19 protein-coding genes are annotated in these 21756 nt (G+C 73.2%); 8 read left to right on the forward strand and 11 right to left on the reverse strand.

The features are described 5' to 3' along the window. Nucleotides 1-92 precede the first annotated feature (92 nt). Together C4J65_RS15950 and C4J65_RS15955 are read left to right on the forward strand one after the other, a co-directional pair. The gene (locus C4J65_RS15950) at nucleotides 93-749 is read left to right on the forward strand and encodes a response regulator transcription factor (protein WP_115743005.1); all 657 of its coding nucleotides are present in this window, start codon (nucleotides 93-95) and stop codon (nucleotides 747-749) included. Nucleotides 750-876: 127 nt separating this feature from the next. Further along, nucleotides 877-1284: a pyridoxamine 5'-phosphate oxidase family protein gene (locus C4J65_RS15955; RefSeq protein ID WP_115743006.1), complete on the forward strand. Its 408-nt coding sequence runs from the start codon at nucleotides 877-879 to the stop codon at nucleotides 1282-1284. A gap of 72 nt (nucleotides 1285-1356) precedes the next feature. On the opposite strand, the gene C4J65_RS15960 is transcribed toward C4J65_RS15955, so the two are convergent. Next, entirely contained in the window at nucleotides 1357-2985 is a 1629-nt protein-coding gene (locus C4J65_RS15960; RefSeq protein WP_205351019.1) for a protein kinase, read from the reverse strand. 347 nt (nucleotides 2986-3332) lie between these two features. Between C4J65_RS15960 and C4J65_RS15965 the strand changes: the two genes are divergently transcribed. Continuing rightward, a complete protein-coding gene (locus C4J65_RS15965; protein WP_115743008.1) occupies nucleotides 3333-5000 on the forward strand; it encodes a protein kinase in 1668 nt (555 codons plus the stop codon). 129 nt (nucleotides 5001-5129) lie between these two features. On the opposite strand, the gene C4J65_RS15970 is transcribed toward C4J65_RS15965, so the two are convergent. Continuing rightward, nucleotides 5130-5669, reverse strand: coding sequence for a bacterial proteasome activator family protein (locus C4J65_RS15970; protein WP_003975113.1), 540 nt, complete (start codon nucleotides 5667-5669; stop codon nucleotides 5130-5132). Nucleotides 5670-5894: 225 nt separating this feature from the next. On the opposite strand from C4J65_RS15970, the gene C4J65_RS15975 reads away from it, so the two are divergent. Continuing rightward, a complete protein-coding gene (locus tag C4J65_RS15975; protein ID WP_115743009.1) occupies nucleotides 5895-6638 on the forward strand; it encodes a hypothetical protein in 744 nt (247 codons plus the stop codon). A gap of 36 nt (nucleotides 6639-6674) precedes the next feature. Here the strand turns inward: C4J65_RS15975 and C4J65_RS15980 are convergent, their stop codons facing one another. Continuing rightward, complete coding sequence (locus C4J65_RS15980; protein WP_115743010.1) at nucleotides 6675-7655, reverse strand: NAD(P)H-quinone oxidoreductase; 981 nt, start codon at nucleotides 7653-7655, stop codon at nucleotides 6675-6677. A gap of 142 nt (nucleotides 7656-7797) precedes the next feature. Between C4J65_RS15980 and C4J65_RS15985 the strand changes: the two genes are divergently transcribed. Beyond that, nucleotides 7798-8832 carry an ATP-binding cassette domain-containing protein gene (locus tag C4J65_RS15985; RefSeq protein WP_115743011.1) on the forward strand — a complete coding sequence of 345 codons (1035 nt, stop codon included), beginning with the start codon at nucleotides 7798-7800 and terminating at the stop codon, nucleotides 8830-8832. After that, complete coding sequence (locus C4J65_RS15990) at nucleotides 8829-9677, forward strand: ABC transporter permease (RefSeq protein ID WP_115743012.1); 849 nt, start codon at nucleotides 8829-8831, stop codon at nucleotides 9675-9677. Before C4J65_RS15985 ends, C4J65_RS15990 begins: the two co-directional genes overlap by 4 nt. 46 nt (nucleotides 9678-9723) lie before the next feature. Here C4J65_RS15990 and C4J65_RS15995 read toward each other — a convergent pair whose 3' ends face one another. The 6 genes from C4J65_RS15995 to pdhA form a co-directional block, all read right to left on the reverse strand. Further along, nucleotides 9724-10821: a potassium channel family protein gene (locus C4J65_RS15995; RefSeq protein ID WP_115743013.1), complete on the reverse strand. Its 1098-nt coding sequence runs from the start codon at nucleotides 10819-10821 to the stop codon at nucleotides 9724-9726. After that, on the reverse strand, nucleotides 10818-12227 hold the full coding sequence (locus C4J65_RS16000; RefSeq protein WP_115743014.1) for a molybdopterin molybdotransferase MoeA: 1410 nt from the start codon (nucleotides 12225-12227) through the stop codon (nucleotides 10818-10820). The genes C4J65_RS15995 and C4J65_RS16000 overlap by 4 nt, the downstream gene beginning before the upstream one ends. Then, nucleotides 12227-13201 (reverse strand): NTP transferase domain-containing protein, encoded by a 975-nt coding sequence (locus tag C4J65_RS16005; protein WP_205351020.1) that lies wholly within the window; start codon nucleotides 13199-13201, stop codon nucleotides 12227-12229. Before C4J65_RS16005 ends, C4J65_RS16000 begins: the two co-directional genes overlap by 1 nt. 103 nt (nucleotides 13202-13304) lie before the next feature. Next, entirely contained in the window at nucleotides 13305-14825 is a 1521-nt protein-coding gene (locus C4J65_RS16010) for a dihydrolipoamide acetyltransferase family protein (protein ID WP_115743015.1), read from the reverse strand. Then, nucleotides 14825-15829, reverse strand: a complete 1005-nt coding sequence (locus C4J65_RS16015) for an alpha-ketoacid dehydrogenase subunit beta (protein ID WP_115743016.1) — start codon at nucleotides 15827-15829, stop codon at nucleotides 14825-14827. The genes C4J65_RS16010 and C4J65_RS16015 overlap by 1 nt, the downstream gene beginning before the upstream one ends. After that, on the reverse strand, nucleotides 15826-16995 hold the full coding sequence (gene pdhA, locus C4J65_RS16020) for a pyruvate dehydrogenase (acetyl-transferring) E1 component subunit alpha (protein WP_115743017.1): 1170 nt from the start codon (nucleotides 16993-16995) through the stop codon (nucleotides 15826-15828). Before pdhA ends, C4J65_RS16015 begins: the two co-directional genes overlap by 4 nt. A gap of 190 nt (nucleotides 16996-17185) precedes the next feature. Here pdhA and C4J65_RS16025 point away from each other — a divergent pair, with 190 nt between their 5' ends. Further along, a complete protein-coding gene (locus tag C4J65_RS16025; RefSeq protein ID WP_115743018.1) occupies nucleotides 17186-17689 on the forward strand; it encodes an Lrp/AsnC family transcriptional regulator in 504 nt (167 codons plus the stop codon). 45 nt (nucleotides 17690-17734) lie between these two features. Here C4J65_RS16025 and C4J65_RS16030 read toward each other — a convergent pair whose 3' ends face one another. Together C4J65_RS16030 and C4J65_RS16035 are read right to left on the reverse strand one after the other, a co-directional pair. Further along, nucleotides 17735-18355, reverse strand: coding sequence for a TetR/AcrR family transcriptional regulator (locus tag C4J65_RS16030; RefSeq protein WP_115743019.1), 621 nt, complete (start codon nucleotides 18353-18355; stop codon nucleotides 17735-17737). Beyond that, complete coding sequence (locus tag C4J65_RS16035; protein ID WP_115743020.1) at nucleotides 18352-19869, reverse strand: 3-hydroxyacyl-CoA dehydrogenase; 1518 nt, start codon at nucleotides 19867-19869, stop codon at nucleotides 18352-18354. Before C4J65_RS16035 ends, C4J65_RS16030 begins: the two co-directional genes overlap by 4 nt. A gap of 190 nt (nucleotides 19870-20059) precedes the next feature. Here C4J65_RS16035 and paaN point away from each other — a divergent pair, with 190 nt between their 5' ends. Further along, nucleotides 20060-21751 carry a phenylacetic acid degradation protein PaaN gene (gene paaN, locus C4J65_RS16040; protein WP_115743021.1) on the forward strand — a complete coding sequence of 564 codons (1692 nt, stop codon included), beginning with the start codon at nucleotides 20060-20062 and terminating at the stop codon, nucleotides 21749-21751. Nucleotides 21752-21756: the final 5 nt, after the last annotated feature.

Genomic DNA, 21756 nt, shown 5'->3' on the forward strand with positions numbered 1-21756 from the left:
TTACTGGTCACAGCCTTGCAGGGGGCCGGAACAACGGCACGTTATCCCGGCCACCCCGGGCACGGGAAGAGTCGGTGTGTGACACTGACCGCGTGCGCGAAGAAGGAAAAATCCGGGTATTCCTCCTCGACGACCACGAGGTGGTCCGGCGCGGGGTGCACGATCTGCTCGCCGGCGAGGCCGACATCGAGGTGGTGGGCGAGGCCGGTACGGTCGCCGAGGCACACGCCCGGGTCGCGGCCACCCGCCCGGACGTCGCCGTGCTGGACGTGCGGCTGCCCGACGGCAGCGGCGTCGAGGTCTGCCGGGACATCCGCTCCCGGGACGAGTCCGTCCGCTGCCTGATGCTGACCTCCTTCGCCGACGACGAGGCCCTCTTCGACGCGATCATGGCGGGCGCCTCGGGTTACGTCCTCAAGGACATCCGCGGCGCCGAGCTGCTCGGCGCCGTACGGGAGGTGGCGGCCGGGAAGTCGCTGCTCGACCCGGCGGCCACCGCGCGCGTGCTGGAGCGGCTGCGGGGCGGCGGAGCGAAGCCGGACGACCGGCTGGCCGGCCTCACCGAGCAGGAGCGCCGCATCCTGGACCTCATCGGCGAGGGACTGACCAACCGCGCGATCGGCGAGCGGCTGCACCTGGCGGAGAAGACGATCAAGAACTACGTGTCGAGCCTGCTGGGCAAGCTCGGCATGCAGCGGCGTTCCCAGGCGGCCGCCTTCGTGGCCCGCCTGGAGGCCGAGAACCGCTGACGGGTCCCGTCTCCCCCCGCCGGGCGCGCTCCGGGCTTGCCCGGGGCGACTTACTCGGGACTTACGTCCCCTCCTGCCGGGGCGGGCGGCCCTGTTCCCGGGCCCCGGGCTCCCGCACAGTGACATCATGCGCTCCGACGAACAGCTCGCCGTCGGCCTGCTCGGCCGCACCGCCTACGGCCGGGCGGCCACCACCCTGCGCGCCCTGCCCTTCCTCGCCCACGCGCGGCACATCGTGGCCGACGGCCGGGTCCTGCTGCGCATGCCCAGGAGCTGGGGGTACCACCGGGTGTGCGCCGGGAGCGTCGTCGCGTACGGAGCGGACAACCTGACCTCCGCGCGGCCCGGCGAGAGCCTGTGGACCGTGCAGGTCGTGGGCCGGTGCGAGGCCCACCAGCCGAGCAGCGCCGAACTGGAGCGGTTCGGTCCGACGCCGGACCGGGTGGACGGCGAGCCCTTCGAGCCCGCCTACCTGCGCGTCGACCCGCAGTTCGGCACGGTGCACTTCACGGACGGGTCGGCCGGGCCGCTGTGACGTCCCCGCAACGCAACGCGCGCGTGGAGCCCGTTTCCGGGCCGCACGCGCGCGTAGGGATCACGGTACGGGTCAGCTGTCGCCGCCCTCGGAACCGCCCGGGGCGCCGGTCGCGCCGCCCGTCGGCTCGCCGCCGCCGGTGGGATCGCCGCCGCCGGTCGGCTCACCACCGCCGGTCGGCTCACCGCCGCCCGTCGGGTCACCCGTCGGATCGCCGGTCGGGTCGCCCGTGGGATCGCCGGTCGGGTCCCCCGTCGGATCGTCCGTCGCGGTCTCCGACGGCGTCCACGTCGGGGTGTACGGCTTGTCCCAGTCCCCGTCGCCGGTGCCGCCGCCGCCCGAGCCCTGCTCGGTGCCGGGGTCGGTGGTCTCCTGCGTCGCCTCGTCGCTCGGCGAGGAGCTGGGCGACTCCTCGCCGGTGCTCTGGGAGGTGGTCGCCGAGGGGCTCTTGTCCGTCTCGGTGCCGCCCTTGCCGTCGTCGCCGTTGTTCAGGGCCAGCGCGACACCGGCCGCGATGGCGATCACCGCGAGGACGGCCAGTATCCACAGCTTGCCGCGGCCGCTGCCCTTGTTGCCGGCGCCCTCGAAGCCGCCGTCGTCGCCCCCGCCGTAGCCGTTCGGCAGGATCGGCTGGGGGATCTGCTGGGTGCCGGACGCCCCGTGCTGGTCGGGGTGCGGCAGCACCGTCGTGCCCGCGAGACCGGCCGACGGAGTGTGCCGGCCGTCGTGCGCGGCGACCGGGCCGGTGTTCCAGGTGCCGGTGTGGCCGCCCTGCTCGTACAGCATCTGCAGCCCGTACTGGACCAGGCCGCGCATCTCCTCGGCGGTCTGGAAACGGTCGTCGGGCTCCTTGGCCAGCGAGCGCATCACCAGGCCGTCCAGCTCCGGCGGGGTGGCGTCGGAGACCTCGGACGGGGGCGTGGGAATGTCCTGCACGTGCTGGTAGACCACCGACAGCGGGGTCTCGCCGGTGAACGGCGGGCGCAGTGCGAGGAGTTCGTAGAGCAGGCAGCCGGTCGCGTACAGGTCGGAGCGGTGGTCGACGGCCTTGCCGAGGGCCTGCTCGGGGGAGAGGTACTGCGGGGTGCCCATGACCATGCCGGTCTGCGTCATCGTCGACTGGGCGCCGTGCAGGGCGCGCGCGATGCCGAAGTCCATCACCTTGACCGCGCCGTTGTTGGTGATGATGACGTTGGCGGGCTTGATGTCGCGGTGCACGATGCCGTGCTGGTGCGAGTAGGCCAGTGCTTCCAGGACGCCGGAGACGATGATCAGCGCCTGCTCGGGGCCGGGTGCCTCGGCGTTGAGGAGGAGGTCGCGGATGGTGCGTCCCTCGACGATCTCCATCACGATGTACGGCACGGACTGGCCGCCGACGACGTCCTCGCCCGAGTCGTACACGGCCACGATGGCGTGGTGGTTGAGGCCGGCCACCGACTGTGCCTCGCGCGTGAAGCGGGCCTTGGAGACGGGGTCCTCGGCGAGGTCGGCGCGCAGCAGCTTGACCGCCACGGTGCGTCCGAGGCGGACGTCCTCGGCGGCGAACACCTCGGCCATGCCGCCCCGCCCGAGTCTGCGGGTCAGCCGGTACCGGCCGTCGCCGACCAGGCCGCCGTTGCCCCAGTTCTCCGGCGCGTCAGACATACCGCCGCCAGATGCCTCGGGTTCGGACGGGCCCTGGGCGCGCTGCTGCTGTGCCATCAGTCCTCGCCGTCGTTTCTGCCCGCGGTACGCGCGGTGTTGTTACGGTCTCCGTCGGCCACGCTACAGCCTCCGCGCTGGCCGCCGGTCCGAGATGGGCGCCGGGACCGGTACATGAGACGGACCGGTCATGAAACCCTGGTTCCGTACTCTCGTGCAAATTCCGTGTAGCGGCAGTACGCCGGCTGTAACGCTTCCGCGACGCTTCTTTCGCGTACGGTCACGGAACGGGCACCGCGCTTGACGTGTCGGTGCCCTGGGGCAGACTTGGCCGGGAATAGCACTTTCGATCACGAACGCGCGTGCCGCCGCCACCGGCGCCCGCCGTCTATGGGGGACGCAGAGACATGAGCCAGGACGCCGGACAGGGACGGTATGCGGGGCGGGCTCTCGCCGGCGGCCGTTACCAGCTGCGCGACTTGCTCGGCGAGGGCGGCATGGCCTCCGTGCACCTGGCGTACGACTCGGTGCTCGACCGGCAGGTCGCGGTCAAGACACTGCACACCGAGCTGGGTCGCGAACAGGCCTTCCGCGAGCGGTTCCGCCGCGAGGCCCAGGCCGTGGCCAAGCTCACGCACACCAACATCGTCTCGGTCTTCGACACCGGCGAGGACGACCTCGACGGCATGACCACTCCGTACATCGTCATGGAGTACGTCGAGGGCCGCCCGCTGGGTTCGGTGCTGGACGAGGACGTGCGGCAGCAGGGCGCGATGCCCGCCGACAAGGCACTGAAGATCACCGCGGACGTGCTGGCCGCGCTGGAGATCAGCCACGAGATGGGCCTGGTCCACCGGGACATCAAGCCGGGCAACGTGATGATGACCAAGCGCGGCGTGGTCAAGGTGATGGACTTCGGCATCGCCCGCGCCATGCAGTCCGGCGTGACCTCGATGACGCAGACCGGCATGGTCGTCGGCACGCCGCAGTACCTCTCGCCGGAGCAGGCCCTCGGCCGCGGCGTCGACGCCCGCTCCGACCTGTACTCGGTCGGCATCATGCTGTTCCAACTGGTCACCGGGCGCCTGCCGTTCGACGCCGACTCGCCGCTGGCGATCGCGTACGCGCACGTGCAGGAGGAGCCGGTGGCCCCGTCCGCCGTCAACCGCGCCCTGCCCCCGGCGGTGGACGCGCTGGTGGCCCGCGCGCTGAAGAAGAACCCCAACGAACGCTTCCCCAGCGCCGAGGCGATGCGCGACGAGTGCCTGCGCGTGGCGGCCTCCTTCCAGGCGGCCCCGCCGAGCATCGTGCCCGGCGCCCAGACGTCGAGCGGCGCGGGCGTCGGCTCCGCCGTGTTCCCGCCGGTCGGCCAGGGCACCGGGGCACCCACGGGCCCGGTCCAGACGCCGTACCAGCCGACGCCGGCCCCCGGCCCGAACCCGTACGGCACCCCGGCCCCCGCGGCGCACTCGCCGGCGTACGGCTATCCGCAGCAGGCGGGCTACCAGACTCCCGCCCCGGCGCCGTACGCGCAGCAGCAGGGCGCGGCCACGCCGCCGCCGTACCTGACGCCGTCGGCCCAGGGCTCCGGCTCCGGTTCCCCGGGCGGCAAGAGCAACAAGCCGGTGATCATCGGCTCGATCGTGGTCGCCGTCGTGGCCGTCGGCGGACTGATCGGCGCGCTGCTGATGAACGGCGGCGGGGACGAGGACCCGGAAGCCGGTGGCGGCGGCTCCTCCACCGCGTCGGTCTCCGCCTCACCGTCGAAGGCGGCGGGCTACCGCGGGCCCGACAAGGAGAAGACGATCGAGAAGGACAAGTGCACCGAGCCGCAGGAGTCGTACAACGACCCCGAGAAGATCCAGGTGCCGGACTTCACCTTCAAGTACATCGGCTCGGTCAAGGAGTGCTTCAACGCCGCGGGCTGGCAGATGGAGGTCGTCGAGGTCGACGAGAACACCTACGGCGAGGGCTCGGTCCGGGACCAGTTCCCCACCGCCGGCACGGACGTCGACCCGGAGAACATGCCGGAGATCCAGCTCAAGGTCTCGACGGGCAACCCGCCGTCCGAATGAGCCCGTGAGGTGACGGGCGGCTGACGTCGAAGGGCCCGGCAGCGCTTGCTGCCGGGCCCTTCGCGGTGTCGGTGTTCGTCGTTCCGCAGTGGGTCGTCGTGAGTGGGTCGTCGTGAGGAGGTCGGCGTCCTACAGGTAGGGGCCGCCGGAACGGCCGCCCGGGTGCGGGGGCTCCTCGCCCTCCGGGACGGCGCCCGGCGGAAGCGCGCGGCGCATCTGCTCCAGCTGGGCCCGCGCGGCCATCTGCTGGGCGAACAGCGTGGTCTGGATGCCGTGGAAGAGGCCCTCCAGCCAGCCGACCAGCTGGGCCTGCGCGATCCGCAGCTCCGCGTCGGTCGGGGTGCCGTCGTCCGTGAAGGGCAGCGAGAGCCGCTCCAGCTCCTCCACCAGCTCCGGGGCCAGACCGTCCTCCAGCTCCTTCACCGAGCTGGCGTGGATCTCCTTGAGCCGGACCCGGCTCGCCTCGTCCAGGGGGGCGACCCGCACCTCTTCGAGCAGCTGCTTGATCATGCTGCCGATCCGCATGACCTTGGCGGGCTGCTCCACCTGCTCGGTCACCGGAATCTCACGGGAGTCGTCGTCCCCGCCGCCGCTGAGCGCCATTCCGTCCTGGCCGACGACCAGGATCTGGGGGTTCTCCGGCGACCTGTCGTTCCTCGGCATCTCCATGCCGTCATTGTCTCGCACCCGGGGTCCCCGGGCGGGCGGTGCCCCCGCGGAAACCGCCCCGACGCGTTCGGCGGCGCCCGGAATGCCGGTGTCGCCGACCGGTGTGAGGCTTGTCCCGGCGATTTTGTTCCGTCGCTTCTGTTCTGTCGTTTTCGTTACGTCGTTCGTTCCGTCGTTCGTTCCGTCGTTTTTACGACTGCTCATCACCGGGAGGGGGTCACGGACGTGACTCCATGGCTGCGCACACTGCGGGCGACGGGGCTGGTGGGAGTTCTGGGCGTCGGCGCGGTGGTGGCGCCGTACGGGGCGGGGCCGGCCCACGGCTCCGGGTTCCCCGCGGTGGTGGCGCCGTTCGCGGCGGCGCCACCACCGGAGCCCGCCGCGCCGGGGGCTGCCACCGTCCCGGGCGGCTCCGGCACCCATGACGGGCGGGGCGGTCACGAACGTCCCCGGCGCCCCGACGGCCACGAGCGTACGGAGCGCCCGGACACCGGATCCGCCTCCCGGCCCGCCGAGGACTCGGGCCCGGCCGACAGCGCGGGGCGCCGTTCGCCCAAGCCCTCCCGCCCTTCCCCTTCCCCTTCGCCGTCGGAGTCGGCGTCGGCGTCCGGCACCGAGACCGACGCCGAGCCCTCCCGGACCGGGAGCCGGCCGGGTGAGGGAAGGCAGCGGCCCGGTCACGCCGAGGAGCCGGCGCCGGAACAGGACGGCACGGACGAGGACGCCGGCCGGTACGGGGACGGCGGCGACGACGTCCCCGAGGCCCCGGCCACCGCGGCGCCGCCCGGTCGGACCGAGGCCGCGGAGGTGCCCGCGGCCACCCCGTCCCGATCCCCGTCGCAGCGCGGCACGCCCGCCCGGGCCGCCGCCGAGCCCCTGCTGCGGGTGCTGCCGCTGGGCAGCGGGCTGGTGCTCATCGGGCTCGGCCTGGCCCTCGGCCTCGTGGGACTGCGCCTGCGCCGGGGGTAGGAGCCGCCCCTGCACCACGACCCGGCCGTGCGCCGCCTACGAGGTGACCAGCAGCACCTTGCCGATGTGCCCGCTCTCCTCCACCACCCGGTGGCCGTCCGCGGCCTCGCTCATCGGCATCTCGCGGTCGACCACCGGGCGGACGTGTCCCCCCGCGAACAGCGGCCAGACGTGCTCCTTGACGGCCGCCACGATCGCCGCCTTCTCCTCCAGGGGGCGGGCCCGCAGCGAGGTGGCGCTGACGGCGGCGCGCTTGGCGAGCAGCGTGCCGATGTTCAGCTCGCCCTTCCGTCCGCCCTGCATGCCGATGATCGCGAGCCGGCCGTTCACGGCGAGGGCCTGGACGTTGCGGTCCAGGTACTTCGCACCCATGTTGTCCAGGATGACGTCGGCGCCCGCGCCGCCGGTGGCGTCCCTCACCTCGGCGACGAAGTCCTGCTCCCGGTAGTTGATCAGGATGTCCGCGCCCAGCTCGGCGCAGCGCTCCAGCTTCTCCTTGGTGCCGGCCGTCACCGCGACCTTCGCGCCGACGGCCTTGGCGAGCTGGATCGCCATGGTGCCGATGCCGCTGGAGCCGCCGTGCACGAGCAGCGTCTCGCCGGGGCGCAGGTGGGCGACCATGAAGACGTTCGACCAGACGGTGCAGACCACCTCGGGCAGCGCCGCCGCGGCCTTCACGTCGACGCCCTGCGGCACCGGCAGCAGCTGGCCCGCCGGGACGACGGCCTTCTCGGCGTAGCCGCCGCCCGCGAGCAGCGCGCACACCTCGTCGCCGACGGCCCAGCCGGACACCCCGGGGCCGACCTCGGCCACGCGCCCGGAGCACTCCAGGCCGGGGTACGGGGAGGCGCCGGGCGGGGGGTCGTAGAAGCCCTGGCGCTGCATGATGTCGGCTCGGTTGACGGCGCTGGCCGTCACCTCGACCAGGACCTCGCCCTCGCCGGGCTGCGGGTCGGGGACCTCCGCCCAGACCAGCGCCTCGGGGCCTCCGGGTTCGGGAATCGTGATCGCATGCATGAGGGCGACGCTACTCCTGTGGCCCTGCGTCCTCCCCCGCAGGAAAATCCCCGTGCGCCGCCGATGAGTTTGCGCGACGGTAAAGGTCTTCCCATGCGTAGCCCAAGAACGCGTACACCAAGAACGCGGAAGGACCCACAGCATGAGCACGCACACGTCCGGACTCGCCATCGAGACCGCGGGACTGGTGAAGACCTTCGGTGAGACCCGGGCCGTGGACGGGGTGGACCTCGCCGTGCCCGCCGGCACGGTCTACGGCGTCCTCGGCCCGAACGGCGCCGGAAAGACCACCACGGTGAAGATGCTCGCCACCCTGCTGCGTCCGGACGACGGCCACGCCCGCGTCTTCGGTCACGACGTGGTGCACGAGGCGGACGAGGTACGGGGCCGGGTGAGCCTCACCGGGCAGTACGCGTCCGTGGACGAGGACCTCACCGGCGCCGAGAACCTGGTCCTGCTGGGCCGGCTCCTCGGGCACGGCAAGGCGGCCGCACGGGAGCGGGGCGACCAGCTGCTGGCGGCCTTCGGCCTGACGGACGCCGCGGCGAAGCAGGTCAAGCACTACTCCGGCGGCATGCGGCGGCGTATCGACATCGCCGCCTCCATCCTCAACACCCCCGACCTGCTCTTCCTCGACGAGCCCACCACCGGACTCGACCCGCGCAGCCGCAACCAGGTCTGGGACATCGTGCGGGCGGTCGTCGCCCAGGGCACGACCGTGCTGCTGACCACGCAGTACCTGGACGAGGCCGACCAGCTGGCGTCCCGGATCGCCGTCATCGACAAGGGGCGGGTGATCGCCGAGGGCACCAAGGGCGAGCTGAAGGCATCCGTCGGGGCGGGTTCGGTGCATCTGCGGCTGCGGGACGCGGAGGAGCGGCCCGAGGCCGAGCGGGTGCTGCGGAACCTGCTGGTGGCCGAGGTGCAGCCGGAGCCCGACCCGGTGGCGCTGACCGCACGCCTCGGGGTGGCGGCCAGTGACACCGCCGCCGACCAGGCCGCCAAGGCGCTCGGTGAGCTGGCCCGGGCCGGCATCACCGTCGACAGCTTCTCCCTGGGACAGCCCAGCCTCGACGAGGTCTTCCTGGCGCTGACCGGGCACGACACCGGCCAGAGCACCGACGGCGACTCCGGCACCGGCACCGGCACCGGCACGAAGGACGGGGTGGCGGCATGAGCACGGCCACGAGCACCGAGAACCAGGATCTCTCGCCGGTCAGCACCGAGTCGCTGGCGGCCCTGCTGGTGACGAGGGAGCGGCCGCCGCGGCCCAGCGCCCTGTCCACGTCCCTGACCTTCGGCTGGCGCGCGATCCTCAAGATCAAGCACGTGCCGGAGCAGCTCTTCGACGTCACCGCCTTCCCGATCATGAACCTGCTGATGTTCACGTACCTCTTCGGGGGTGCGCTGGCGGGTTCGCCCAGCGACTACATCCAGTTCGTGCTGCCGGGCATCCTCGTGATGTCGGTCGTGATGATCACGATGTACACCGGGGTCTCAGTGAACATCGACATCGAGAAGGGCGTCTTCGACCGCATCCGCTCGCTGCCGATCTGGCGGCCCTCGGCGATGGTCGGCTATCTCCTCGGCGACGCGCTGCGCTACACCATCGCGTCCGTCGTGATGCTCTCCGTCGGGCTGCTGCTCGGCTACCGGCCCGACGGCGGGTTCGTCGGCGTGGTCGCCGGGATCGCGCTGCTGCTGCTCTTCTCGTTCGCCTTCTCGTGGATCTGGACCATGTTCGGGCTGATGCTGCGCACCGAGAAGTCGGTGATGAGCGTCAGCATGATGGTGATCTTCCCGCTCACCTTCCTGTCCAACGTCTTCGTCGACCCGAAGACCATGCCGGGCTGGCTGCAGGCCTTCGTCAACAACAGCCCGATCACCCACCTGGCGTCCGCGGTGCGCGGCCTGATGGCGGGCGACTGGCCCGGCGCCGAGATCGCCTGGACGCTGGGCTGGGCGGCCCTGCTCCTGCTGGTCTTCGGCCCGGTCACGATGCGGCTCTACAACCGCAAGTAGTGCGTCCCCGGGGAACGGGCCCCGCGACCGGGCCGTGCGGAACGGCTCAGTCGCGGGGGAGCGGGCGGGCGTCGGGCGCCACATGGGTGGCAGGCGTCGCCCGTACGATCGTGATCAGACGGTCCGTCAGCTCCAGCCCGCCGACGGCCGGGTCGTCGTAGCCCAGGACCCGGTGCCCGCGCAGCACGCTCACCACCAGGTCGTCCACCTCCCGCAGGTGCTTGCCCACCTCGGCCTTTATGACGGGCCGTTCGACGAGGTCGAGTCCGCTGCCCTGGCTGATCAGGTCCTCCATGACCATGCCGGCGGCGGGGCTGAGCACGGAGAGCCCGAGCAGCCGCCCCGCGGCACTGGCGCTGGTGATCACGGCGTCGGCGCCGGACTGCTTCAGCAGCGGCGCGTTCTCCTCCTCGCGGACCGCGACCACGATCTTCGCCCCGCGGTTGAGCTGCCGGGCCGTCAGTGTGACCAGCACGGCCGTGTCGTCGCGCTGCGTGGCGATGATGATCTGCTTCGCCCGGTACGCCTCGGCCCGGTTGAGCACGTCGCTGCGGGTCGCGTCACCGACCACACCCGCGTAGCCGTGGGCCGTCGCGGCCTCGATGGCCTTGCCGCTCGGGTCGACCACGACCACCTGGTCCTTGCGCAGCCCGGTCGCGCAGACGGTCTGGATCGCCGACCGCCCCTTGGTTCCGAAGCCGACGACGACGGTGTGATCCCGCAAGGCGGACCTCCAGCGGTTCAGGCGCCACTCCTCCCGAGTGCGCTCGGTGAGGGCTTCCAGCGTGGTGCCGACCAGGATGATCAGGAAGAGCACGCGCAGGGGCGTGATGACGAAGATGTTGGTCAGCCGGGCGGCGTCGCTGACGGGCGTGATGTCACCGTATCCGGTGGTGGAGAGGGTGACGGTGGCGTAGTAGAAGGAGTCGAGGAGGTCGACGGAACCGTCGGAGTTGTCGGTGTAGCCGTCATGGTCCGCGTACACGATGACGGCCGTCACGACGAGGACCACCAGGGCGATGGACAACCGCTTGGCGACCTGACGGAACGGATGCTCCACCAGTTTCCTGGGGAGCTTCACCTTGTGGGTCACGAAGTGCTCGTCCGCCTGACGCGCGATGGCGTCCTGGCCCGGAAGTTTCACGTGAAACACACCCCGATTCCGCCGGTGGCCCAGGGCAGGTCAAGCAGCTCGGCCTCCTGTCCCGACCGCGCACCGCCCGGGGGTACGACGGCCAGGGCGTCGGCGGCCGCGATGCCGCGCAGCATCGCCGGGCCGTTGTAGTGCAGCGGCACGGCGCCCTCGCCGCGCAGTACGACGGGCACGAGCCGGGTGTCGTACGGGTGCCCGTGCACGGCGTCCCGCAGCGGCAGCGTGTACGGCTCGGGCGCCGGGCGGGCGGCGAGCGTGCGCAGCAGCGGCTCGGCGAGGGTGAGCAGTCCGGAGACGGCGGCGAGGGGATTGCCGGGCAGCCCGACGAGGTGCTGGTCGTCCTTGAGACGGGCCAGCAGCATCGGGTGGCCGGGGCGGGCCTTGACGCCGTCCACGAGGAGTTCGGCGCCGATACGGCGCAGCGTCGGGTGGACGTGGTCGACCGGGCCCGCTGCGGTGCCGCCGGTCGTGACGATCAGGTCGGCCTCGGAGGTCGTGACGGCGCGGTGCAGGGCCTTGGCGTCGTCGCCGATCCGGCGGGCGGTGCGGACCTCGGCGCCGAGGGCGCGCAGCCACGGAGGCAGCATCGGGCCGAGCGCGTCCCGGATGAGTCCGTCGTGCGGGAGACCCTGGGTGAGCAGCTCGTCACCGAGGACCAGGACGTCGACGCGGGGGCGGGGTACCGCGGTGAGCGTGTCGTATCCGGCCGCCGCCGCCAGCCCCAGGACCGCCGGGGTCGCGAGGGTGCCGACGGGCAGCAGCTGGTCGCCGCTGCGGCACTCCTGGCCGCGGGGACGGATGTCCTGGCCGTGGACGACCTCGCGGGTGGGGTGCAGGCGTCCGCGTTCGTCGGAGCGGCCGTGCTCGGTGCGCAGTACGGCGGTGGTGTCCGGGGGGATCCGTGCGCCGGTGGCGATGCGGACGGCCTCGCCGTCGGTCAGGGGCGCGGGCGCCGCGTGTCCGGCCAGGACCCCCTCGTCGCGCACCGCCCAGGGGCCCGGTCCGGCGACGGCCCAGCCGTCCATCGCGGAGGTGTCGAAGGAGGGCAGGTCGGTGAGAGCGGCCAGGGGTGCGGCCAGGGTGAGGCCGAGGGCCGTGTCGAGAGGCACGGCGACGGGGGTGCGGCGGGCGGCACGGGCGGCGGTGCGGGCGGCGCGCTCCGCGGTCGCCCGGGCCTCGGGCCAGGGGGTGGCGTGGTGGTGCGCGTCCGCCGGGTGGTGCGGGGCGGGCGCACCTTGGCCGCCGTGACCACCTTGTCCGTCGCGTCCTCCGTGACCTCCGTGGCCGCCGTGACCGCCGTGACCGCCGTGACCCGGGTTCTCCCTCACGAGGGCGAGCGCCTCCTCGACATCGAGGTCCTCGGCCTCCGCGTCGGCACGCGTGCCGGGGGAGGTCATCACGCGTCCGGACGGGTGTCGGGGGTGGCGTCGGGAGCCACGTCGGGCTCGCCCTGCGCAGGGCCGGGCCCGGTGTCGGCGGCCTCCTCCGCCCAGCGCTGGGCCAGGGCGGCGGCCTTGCGGGCGGTCTCGGCGACGGCCTCGGGCCCTCCTCCGGACCGCCCGGCCGCGTAGCCGACGAGGAAGGTGGTCAGCGGGGCGGCCGGCCGGGCCACCCCGTGGGCGGCGTCGCGCGCGAGATCGAGCAGGATCCCGGTGTCGACGTCCAGGTCGATGCCCAACTCGTCCTTGGCTGCGGAAATCCATTCATCCAACACGTGACCATGCTCCCTGATGCGTGCCCTTGCGGTGGCGAGGTCGTCCCAGGTGTCGCAGTCGAAGGAGGCGACGGCGTCCGGGACGCGGGTGAGGCGCAGAGCGCCGGTCAGGCGGCGCAGCGGCAGCCCGGTGAGGTCCGGCCGGCCCGCCCGCTCCGTCCGGTCGCGGGCCAGCGCGGCGAGGCCGCGGCGCAGCGCGGGCGCGCGGTAGGCGGCGACGAGGGGCTGGTCGCGGCCGTCGGCGTCGGTGAGCAGCGCCCCGTCGGTGTCCCCCTCGGCGAGGACCGACAGCAGCCGCCCGACGGCCGGCCCGGCGAGGAACGGCAGGTCGGCGGAGAGCACCACGACGCGTTCCGCCGTGGTGTGCCGCAGTCCGGCGGCGAGGGCGGCGAGCGGTCCGCCGCCGGGCGGGTCCTCGCGTGCCCAGGTCACCGGGCGCGCGGTGGGCCGGGGATCGGCGACGACGACCGTCGTGCGCGCTCCGGCGCAGGCGGCGAGCACCCGGTCGAGGAGCGCGCGTCCGCCCACCCGCAGGCCGGGCTTGTCCGCGCCCCCGAGCCGCCGGGCCGCTCCGCCGGCGAGCACGACGGCGTCGTACCCGGCGGGGCCGGGACCGGTGTCGGCGCCTGGGTCGCCGGGGGGCTCGTACGCGGTCACCCCCCGAGTATGGGGCCCTGCGCGATCACAGGGAACGCGGCGGAGCCCGCGTGATCGGAGTGTGCGCGGACACACCGTCATCCTGTGGGCGTCATCACCCCGGTCACAGGGTCCGCAGCAGCACCGCCGGCTGTTCCACGCAGTCCGCCACGTACCGCAGGAAACCACCCGCCGTACCGCCGTCGCACACCCGGTGGTCGAAGGTGAGCGAAAGCTGCACCACCTGACGCACCGCCAGCTCGCCCTCGTGCACCCAGGGTTTGGGGACGATGCGGCCGACGCCGAGCATGGCCGCCTCGGGGTGGTTGATGATCGGCGTGGAGCCGTCGACGCCGAACACGCCGTAGTTGTTCAGCGTGAAGGTGCCGCCGGTCAGCTCACCCGGCGTCAGCCGGCCCCCGCGCGCCGCCTCGGTCAGCCGGACGAACTCCGCGGTGAGCGCTTCGGCGTCGCGCGTGTGCACGTCCCGGACGACGGGCACGACCAGGCCCCGGTCCGTCTGGGCGGCGAAGCCGAGGTGGACCCGGTCGAGCCGGACGATCTCCCGGGCCTCGGTGTCGACCGTCGAGTTCAGCTCCGGGAACCGGGCCAGGGCGGCCGTGCAGATCCGGGCCAGCAGGGCGACCAGGGAGATCTTCGGGCCGCCGGACGCGTTCATCGCGGTGCGCGCCCGCATCAGCTCGGTCGCGTCGGCGTCCACCCAGCAGGTCGCGTCCGGGATCTCGCGCCGACTGCGGGAGAGCTTGTCGGCGACGGCTCCGCGCACGCCCTTGAGGGGGACGCGGGTGCCGTCGGAGCGCGCGGCGGAGGATGCGGCGGACGCGGAGGAGAGGGCGGCGGACGCGGCATCCGGCACCCGGCTCGTCCCGGCCTCCGTCTCCGCCGTGCGGCCGCCCTGTGCGGCGGCGGCACGCAGCGCGTACTCGACGTCCGCGCGCAGGATCAGCCCGTCCGGTCCCGAACCGGTCAGCTCCCGCAGATCCAGGTCGTGCTGCCGGGCAAGCCTGCGCACCAGCGGGGAGATGACCGGGACCGGTCCGTCCACCGGCTCGGCGGTACGCACCGGTCCGTCCACCGGCTCGGCGGTACGCACCGGTCCGTCCACCGGCTCGGCGGTACGCACCGGTCCGTCCACCGGCTCGGCGCCGCGGACCCGGCCGTTCGCCCGTTCGGACGCGCCGGTGGCGGCCTGGTGCCCGGGCCGCACCCTGCGCCGCCGCGCGGGCGCCTCGGAGGTGCCGTAGCCCACCAGGACGTTGCCGGAGCCCTCCGCCTTCCGCTCCGCGGCGGGCGTCTCGGCGACCGGTGTCCCGGCGGCACCGCCACCGGAGTCCCGCGCCGGGCCGGCGCCCACCGCTGCGGCCCCGCCCACCGCGACGGTCACCAGCGGCGCCCCCACGGGCAGCTCCGTGCCCTCCTCGCCGAAGCGGGCGGTGACCACACCGCCGTAGGGGCAGGGCACCTCGACCATCGCCTTGGCCGTCTCGACCTCGACGACCGGCTGGTCCACGGCGACCACGTCGCCGACCTCGACCAGCCAGCGCACGATCTCCGCCTCGGTGAGCCCCTCACCGAGGTCGGGCAGCTTGAACTCCAGGCTGTGCCCGTCAGAAGCGTGTGCCATCAGCTTTCGGCCTCCCACTGCAGGCGCCCCACGGCGTCCAGGATCCGGTCCACACCGGGCAGGTGGTGACGCTCCAGCATCGGCGGAGGATACGGGATGTCGAACCCGGCCACACGCAGCACCGGCGCCTCCAGGTGGTGGAAGCAGCGCTCCGTGACCCGGGCCGCGATCTCCCCGCCCGGGCCCCCGAAGGAACCCGACTCGTGGACGACGACCGCGCGTCCCGTCCGCCGCACCGAAGCGCACACCGTCTCGTCGTCGAACGGCACCAGGGAGCGCAGATCGACGACTTCGAGGTCCCACCCCTCGGCCCGGGCCGCCTCGGCCGCCTCCATGCAGACGGCCAGCGACGGCCCGTACGTGATGAGCGTGGCGCTCCGGCCGGAGCGCCGCACCACCGCGCGGCCCATCGGCTCAACGGACGTCGGCTCCTCGGGGTTCCACGTGTCCTTCGACCAGTACAGCCGCTTCGGTTCGAGGAAGACCACCGGGTCGTCGGAGGCGATGGAGGCGCGCAGCAGCCCGTAGGCGTCGGCGACCGTCGCGGGCGTGACGACATGGAGCCCCGGAGTCGCCATGTAGTACGCCTCGGACGAGTCGCTGTGGTGCTCGACGCCGCCGATGCCGCCGCCGTAGGGGATGCGGATGGTCAGCGGCAGGGGCAGCTTTCCGCGCGTGCGGTTGCGCATCTTGGTGACATGGCTGACGACCTGCTCGAACGCCGGGTAGGCGAAGGCGTCGAACTGCATCTCGACGACCGGGCGAAGCCCGTACATCGCCATGCCGACGGCCGTGCCGAGGATGCCGGCCTCGGCGAGCGGGGTGTCCGTGCAGCGGTCCGCGCCGAACTCCGCGGCGAGGCCGTCGGTGATCCTGAAGACGCCGCCGAGCGTGCCCACGTCCTCGCCGAGGACGTGCACGGCCGGGTCGGCGGCCATGGCGTCGCGCAGCGCGCGTGTGAGGGCCTGCGCCATGGTGGCCGGCTTGACGGCGACGGTGGTCATCGGTGTCCGCCTTCCTGTGGACCGGACGCGGAACCCGTCTCGGACTCGGCCTCGGCCGCCAGCTCCGCGCTCAGCTGGGCCCGCTGCTCGCGCAGTTGCGGTGTGGGCTCGGCGTAGACGTGGTCGAACAGGTCCAGGGGGTTCAGCTCGGGGTCCTGGTTCATGCGGGCACGCAGGTCGGCGGCCATGGTCTCGGCGTCCTCGCGGGCGGCGCGGATGCCGTCCTCGTCGAGCAGCCCGCGCTCGGTCAGCTCCCGCTCCAGCAGCTCGACCGGGTCGTGCCGGCGCCAGGTCTCCACCTCGGCGTCGCCCCGGTAGCGCGTGGCGTCGTCGGCGTTGGTGTGCGCCTCGACGCGGTACGTCACCGCCTCCACCAGCGTGGGACCGCCGCCCGCGCGGGCGTGCCGCACGGCGTCGGACAGGACCTCGTGCACCGCGGCGGCGTCGTTGCCGTCGACCAGGCGGCCGGGCATCCCGTAGCCGACGGCCTTGTGGGCCAGCGACGGGGCGGCGGTCTGCTTGTCGAGCGGGACGGAGATCGCGAAGCCGTTGTTCTGCACGAGGAAGACGACCGGGGCCCGCCAGACGGCGGCGAAGTTCAGCGCCTCGTGGAAGTCGCCCTCACTGGTGCCGCCGTCGCCGACCATGGCCAGGGCGACCACGTCGTCGCCCTTGAGGCGGGCGGCGTGGGCGAGGCCCACGGCGTGCGGCAGCTGGGTGGCCAGCGGCGTGGACAGCGGGGCGACCCGGTGCTCGTAGGGGTCGTAGCCGGTGTGCCAGTCGCCGCGCAGCAGGGTGAGGGCCTCGACGGGGTCGACGCCGCGGGAGACGACCGCGAGGGTGTCGCGGTAGCTGGGGAAGAGCCAGTCGCGCTCCTGAAGGGCCAGCGCGGCGGCGATCTCGCACGCCTCCTGGCCGGTGCTGGAGGGGTAGACGGCCAGCCGGCCCTGCTTGGTCAGCGCCGTGGCCTGCGCGTTGTAGCGCCGGCCGCGCACCAGCCGGGCGTACAGCGTGCGCAGCAGCTCGGTGTCGGCGCGGTCCGCGGCCTTGGTGCCGAGGACTCGGTAGGGCTCCGTGTCGGGCAGCAGCGGCGCGGGGTCGGTTCGGGGCTGCCAGGCGGGCGGCGGTGTGGGCCGGTACGCGCCCCGCTGCTCCATGACCGTCATGACGGCACCTCCTCGTGGGAGACGGCTACGGGCTCGCCACGGGTGTGACGGGCCTCACCTACCGATTGTTCGGTCGCCGGCACATTTTGGCTACATGCGGCCCCAGGCTGTGGACAAACGGTTCTCCACAGCCTGTGATGGACGCAGTACGTCCATGAGGGGAAGGCGGGGGCGCGTGGCATCTGAACAAATGGCCGACCGCCCCGGGGAGGGCGGCGGCCCCGACGAGCCCGGTGCCCCGCCGCCCGCGCGCCCGCTGGACGCCATCGACCAGGACATCCTGCGCATGCTCCAGGCGGACGGCCGGGCCTCGATACGGTCGGTCGCGGAGCGGGTGCACGTCTCGCGCGCGAACGCCTACGCCCGCATCAACCGGCTCGTCGAGGACGGTGTCATCCGCGGCTTCGGCGCCCGCGTCGACCACGAGCGCGCCGGGCACGGCACCTCGGCCTACATCACCCTGAAGATCGTCCAGAACTCCTGGCGGACGGTCCGCGCCCAGCTGCGGCAGCTGCCCGGGGCCTCGCACATCGCCCTGGTGGGCGGCGACTTCGACGTCCTGCTGCTGGTGCACACCCCGGACAACCGGGCCCTGCGCGAGCTGGTGCTCAGCCGCCTCCAGGCCATCCCCGAGGTGCTCAGCACCCGCACCCTGCTGGTCTTCGAGACCGAGGACCTCGAACCGCAGGGCTGACCGGCGGCCGGTCCGGCGGCCCAGGACCCGCCCGTCCCGGGCGGCTCAGGACGCCTTGCGCAGCCCGCCGAACACCAGCCGCGCCACCGCGTCGACCACCTCGCGCTCGCCCGCGCCGCTCACGCCGCTCGCGCCGTCCCGGCCGTCGGGACCGTCGGGGCGGTACCACTCGACGATCGAGTTGATCATGCCGAAGACGAGGCGGGTCGCGAGCCGCACCTCCACGTCCGCGCGCACGTCCCCCTCGGCCGCCGCGTCCTTCAGCAGCGCGGCGACCCGGTGGTCGAACTCGCGCCGCCGCTCCAGCGCCCACCGCTCGGTGCCGGTGTTGCCGCGCACCCGCAGCAGCAGCGTCACATAGGGCAGCTCCGCCATGAGCACCTCGACCATGCGCCGCACGACGTACTCCAGGCGCTCGGCGGCGGACCCCTCGCGCGCGTGCTCCTCGTCGAGGATCCCGAAGAGCTCGTCCAGGGCCCGGCTCACGGCCCGGCGCAGCAGCTCCTCCTTGCCGCTGACGTGGTGGTATATCGACGACTTGGAGATCCCCGCCGCCTTGGACAGATGCTCCATGGAGGTGCCGTCGTAGCCACGCTCGATGAAGACCTGCACGGCGACGGACAGCAGCGTCTCGGGCGTGTACGTGTCGCGCTTGGCGGTGGTCATGAGGGGGTGCCCTCCCGGGCCTCGGCGGCGTCGACGTGGCGGCGGAGCGCGAGGGACGGCGCCCAGCGCCCCGACGGTTCCCACTCGTGCGCCTGGCAGAGCAGGTAGTAGGCCCAGGTGTCACCGAGCCGGCGGCTCCATTCGAACGGGCCGAGGGGGTAGTTCACACCCAGCCGCATCGCCGTGTCGACGTCCTCCGGGGTGGCCACGCCCCTGGCCACGGCATCGAACGCCAGGTCGATGATCCGGGCGACGGTCCGGGCCACGATCATGCCGGGGACGTCGCCGACGACGCTGACCTTCTTGCCGAGCGCCTGGAACAGGCCGGTGGCCTCGGACAGGAGGCCCGGACGGACCTCTTCGGACGCGGACAGGGCGATCCGGGTGGCCGCGCGGTAGTCGAGGGCGAGGTCGAAGTGGACGACGTCCTTCGACACGAGCGCCTCACCGTCGGTGAGGCGCAGCGTGCCGCCGCCGGGCAGGACGAGCCTTCCCTCGTCGCCGTACCCGTCCTCCGGACGCACCTCCACGCCCGCCTCCCGGATCAGCCCGACCAGGTCGGCCGCCGGGCCCAGGTCGCCCTCGACGACGACGTACGCGGGCGCATCGGCCGGTTCGGCGGTGTGCGGCCGGGGGCGCTCGGCACCGTCCCGGTAGTCGTACCAGCCCTGTCCGCTCTTGCGGCCGAGCCTGCCGGACTCGACCAGGCGGCGCTGGGCCAGCGACGGGGTGAAGCGGACGTCCTGGAAGAACGCCTGCCACACGGAGTGCGTGACGGACTCGTTGACGTCCTGCCCGATGAGGTCGGTCAGCTCGAAGGCGCCCATCCTGAAGCCGCCGGACTCGCGCAGCACGGCGTCGATGGTGGCCGGGTCCGCGCCCTGGTTCTCGAAGACCGCGAGGGCCTCGGCGTAGAAGGGCCGGGCGATGCGGTTGACGACGAAACCGGGGGTGTCGGCGCAGGCGACCGGGGTCTTGCCCCAGGCACGGGCCGTCTCGTACGCGCGCGTGGCCGACGCCGGGTCGGTGGCGAACCCGGAGACCACCTCCACCAGGGGGAGCAGCGGCGCGGGGTTGAAGAAGTGCAGTCCGACGAAGCGGCCGGGCGCGCGCAGTTCGCCGCCGACGGCGGTGACGGACAGGGACGAGGTGTTGGTGGCGAGCAGGCAGTCGTCGCCGACGACGTCCTCCAGGGCGCGGAACAGCTCCTGCTTGACGTCGAGGCGTTCGACGACCGCCTCGACGACGAGCGCGCAGCCGGCGAGACCCGCGAGGCTCTCGGCTGGCGTGAGCCGGGCCCGGGCGGCGTCCCGTTCGGCGCCGGTGAGGCGGTCCTTCTCGACGAGCCGGTCGAGCCGGGCGCCGATCGCGTCGGCCGCTTCCCGGGCCCGCCCGGGAGCGGCGTCGTACAGCCGCACGGGATGGCCCGCGACCAGCGCCACCTGGGCGATGCCCTGGCCCATGGTGCCGGTGCCGACGACGGCCACGGGGCTGCTGAGGTCGAGTGCTGTCATGTGCGCGATCCTCCCGCACGGGGTTTTCCACAGATGCGGCGGTCCCCCTTGTCCCGACCGATCGTTCGGTTACTCTAGCCGTGTCCGCCTGTTCCTGCCCAGGTTTCCCCCAGGTCCACGGACTCGACAGACAGTCGACGGAGCGTCGGCGACGCGTCGGGAGCCGTGAGAGACGAGGAGTTGGTCCCGCATGGCCGCCGAACTCACCGCACACCAGCTGATCGCCCGGCACCGGCCGACCCTGGACCTGGCGCTGGAGACGATCCGCACGCGCGCGTACTGGTCCCCCCACCCCGAGCACCCCAAGGCCTACGGGGAGAACGGCAGCCTGGACATGGCGGCGGGCAAGGCCGCCTTCGACGCCCTGTCCGGCACCCGCGTCGACCTCGGCCAGCCCGGCACCGACGGCTGGGTGGGCGGCGAGGTCTCCCCGTACGGGATCGAGCCGGGCGTGGAGTACCCGCACGCGGACCTCGACGTGCTGCTGCCCGCCATGCGGGCCGGACAGAAGGCGTGGCGGGACGCGGGCGCGGAGCTGCGCGCGATGGTCTGCCTGGAGATCCTCGGGCGTATCGCGAACCGGACGATGGAGTTCGCCCAGGCGGTCATGCACACCTCGGGACAGGCCTTCATGATGGCCTTCCAGGCAGGCGGCCCGCACGCCCAGGACCGCGGCATGGAGGCCGTGGCCTACGCGTACGTGGAGCAGTCCCGCACCCCCGACACGGCGGAGTGGACCAAGCCGCAGGGCAAGCGCGACCCGCTCGCGCTCACCAAGCGCTTCACGCCCGTCCCGCGCGGCATCGGCCTGGTCATCGGCTGCAACACCTTCCCGACGTGGAACGGCTACCCGGGCCTGTTCGCCTCCCTCGCCACCGGCAACGCGGTCCTGGTCAAGCCCCACCCCCGCGCGGTGCTGCCGCTCGCGCTGACCGTCCAGGTCGCCCGCGACGTCCTCACCGAGGCGGGCTTCGACCCGAACCTGGTGGCGCTGGCCGCCGAGCGCCCCGGCGAGGGCATCGCCAAGACCCTGGCCACCCGCCCGGAGATCCGGCTCATCGACTACACCGGGTCCACCGCCTTCGGCGACTGGCTGGAGGCCAACGCCCGCCAGGCCCAGGTGTACACGGAGAAGGCCGGCGTCAACACGGTGATCGTGGAGTCGACCGACGACTACCGCGGCATGCTCGCCAACCTGGCCTTCTCGCTCTCCCTCTACAGCGGCCAGATGTGCACCACCCCGCAGAACCTGCTGATCCCCCGCGACGGCATCCGCACCGATCAGGGCGCCAAGTCCTACGACGAGGTCACCGCCGACCTGGCCCGCGCCGTCGACGGCCTCCTCGGCGACGACGCCCGCGCGAACGCCCTGCTCGGCGCGATCGTCAACCCGGACGTCAAGGCCCGCCTGGAGGCCGCCGCCGGTCTCGGCGAGGTCGCCCTCGCCTCCCGCGAGGTGTCCAACCCGGAGTTCCCGGACGCGGTCGTGCGCACCCCGGTGATCGTCAAGCTGGACGGCGCCAAGCCCGAGGACGAGGCCGCCTACACCAGCGAGTGCTTCGGCCCGGTCTCCTTCGCCGTCGCCGTCGACTCCGCCGAGCACGCCGTGCGGCTGCTGCGCCGCAGCGTCCGGGAGAAGGGCGCGATGACGGTGGGCGCGTACACGACCGACCCGGAGGTCGAGGAGGCCGTGCAGGAGGTCTGCCTGGACGAGGCGGCCCAGCTCTCCCTGAACCTCACGGGCGGGGTGTACGTCAACCAGACGGCCGCCTTCTCCGACTTCCACGGCTCCGGCGGCAACCCGGCGGCCAACGCGGCCCTGTGCGACGGCGCGTTCGTCGCCAACCGCTTCCGGGTGGTGGAGGTCCGCCGCCCGGCCTGAGACAA

The organism is Streptomyces sp. CB09001 (assembly GCF_003369795.1).
In the GTDB taxonomy this organism is placed as follows: Bacteria; Actinomycetota; Actinomycetes; order Streptomycetales; family Streptomycetaceae; genus Streptomyces.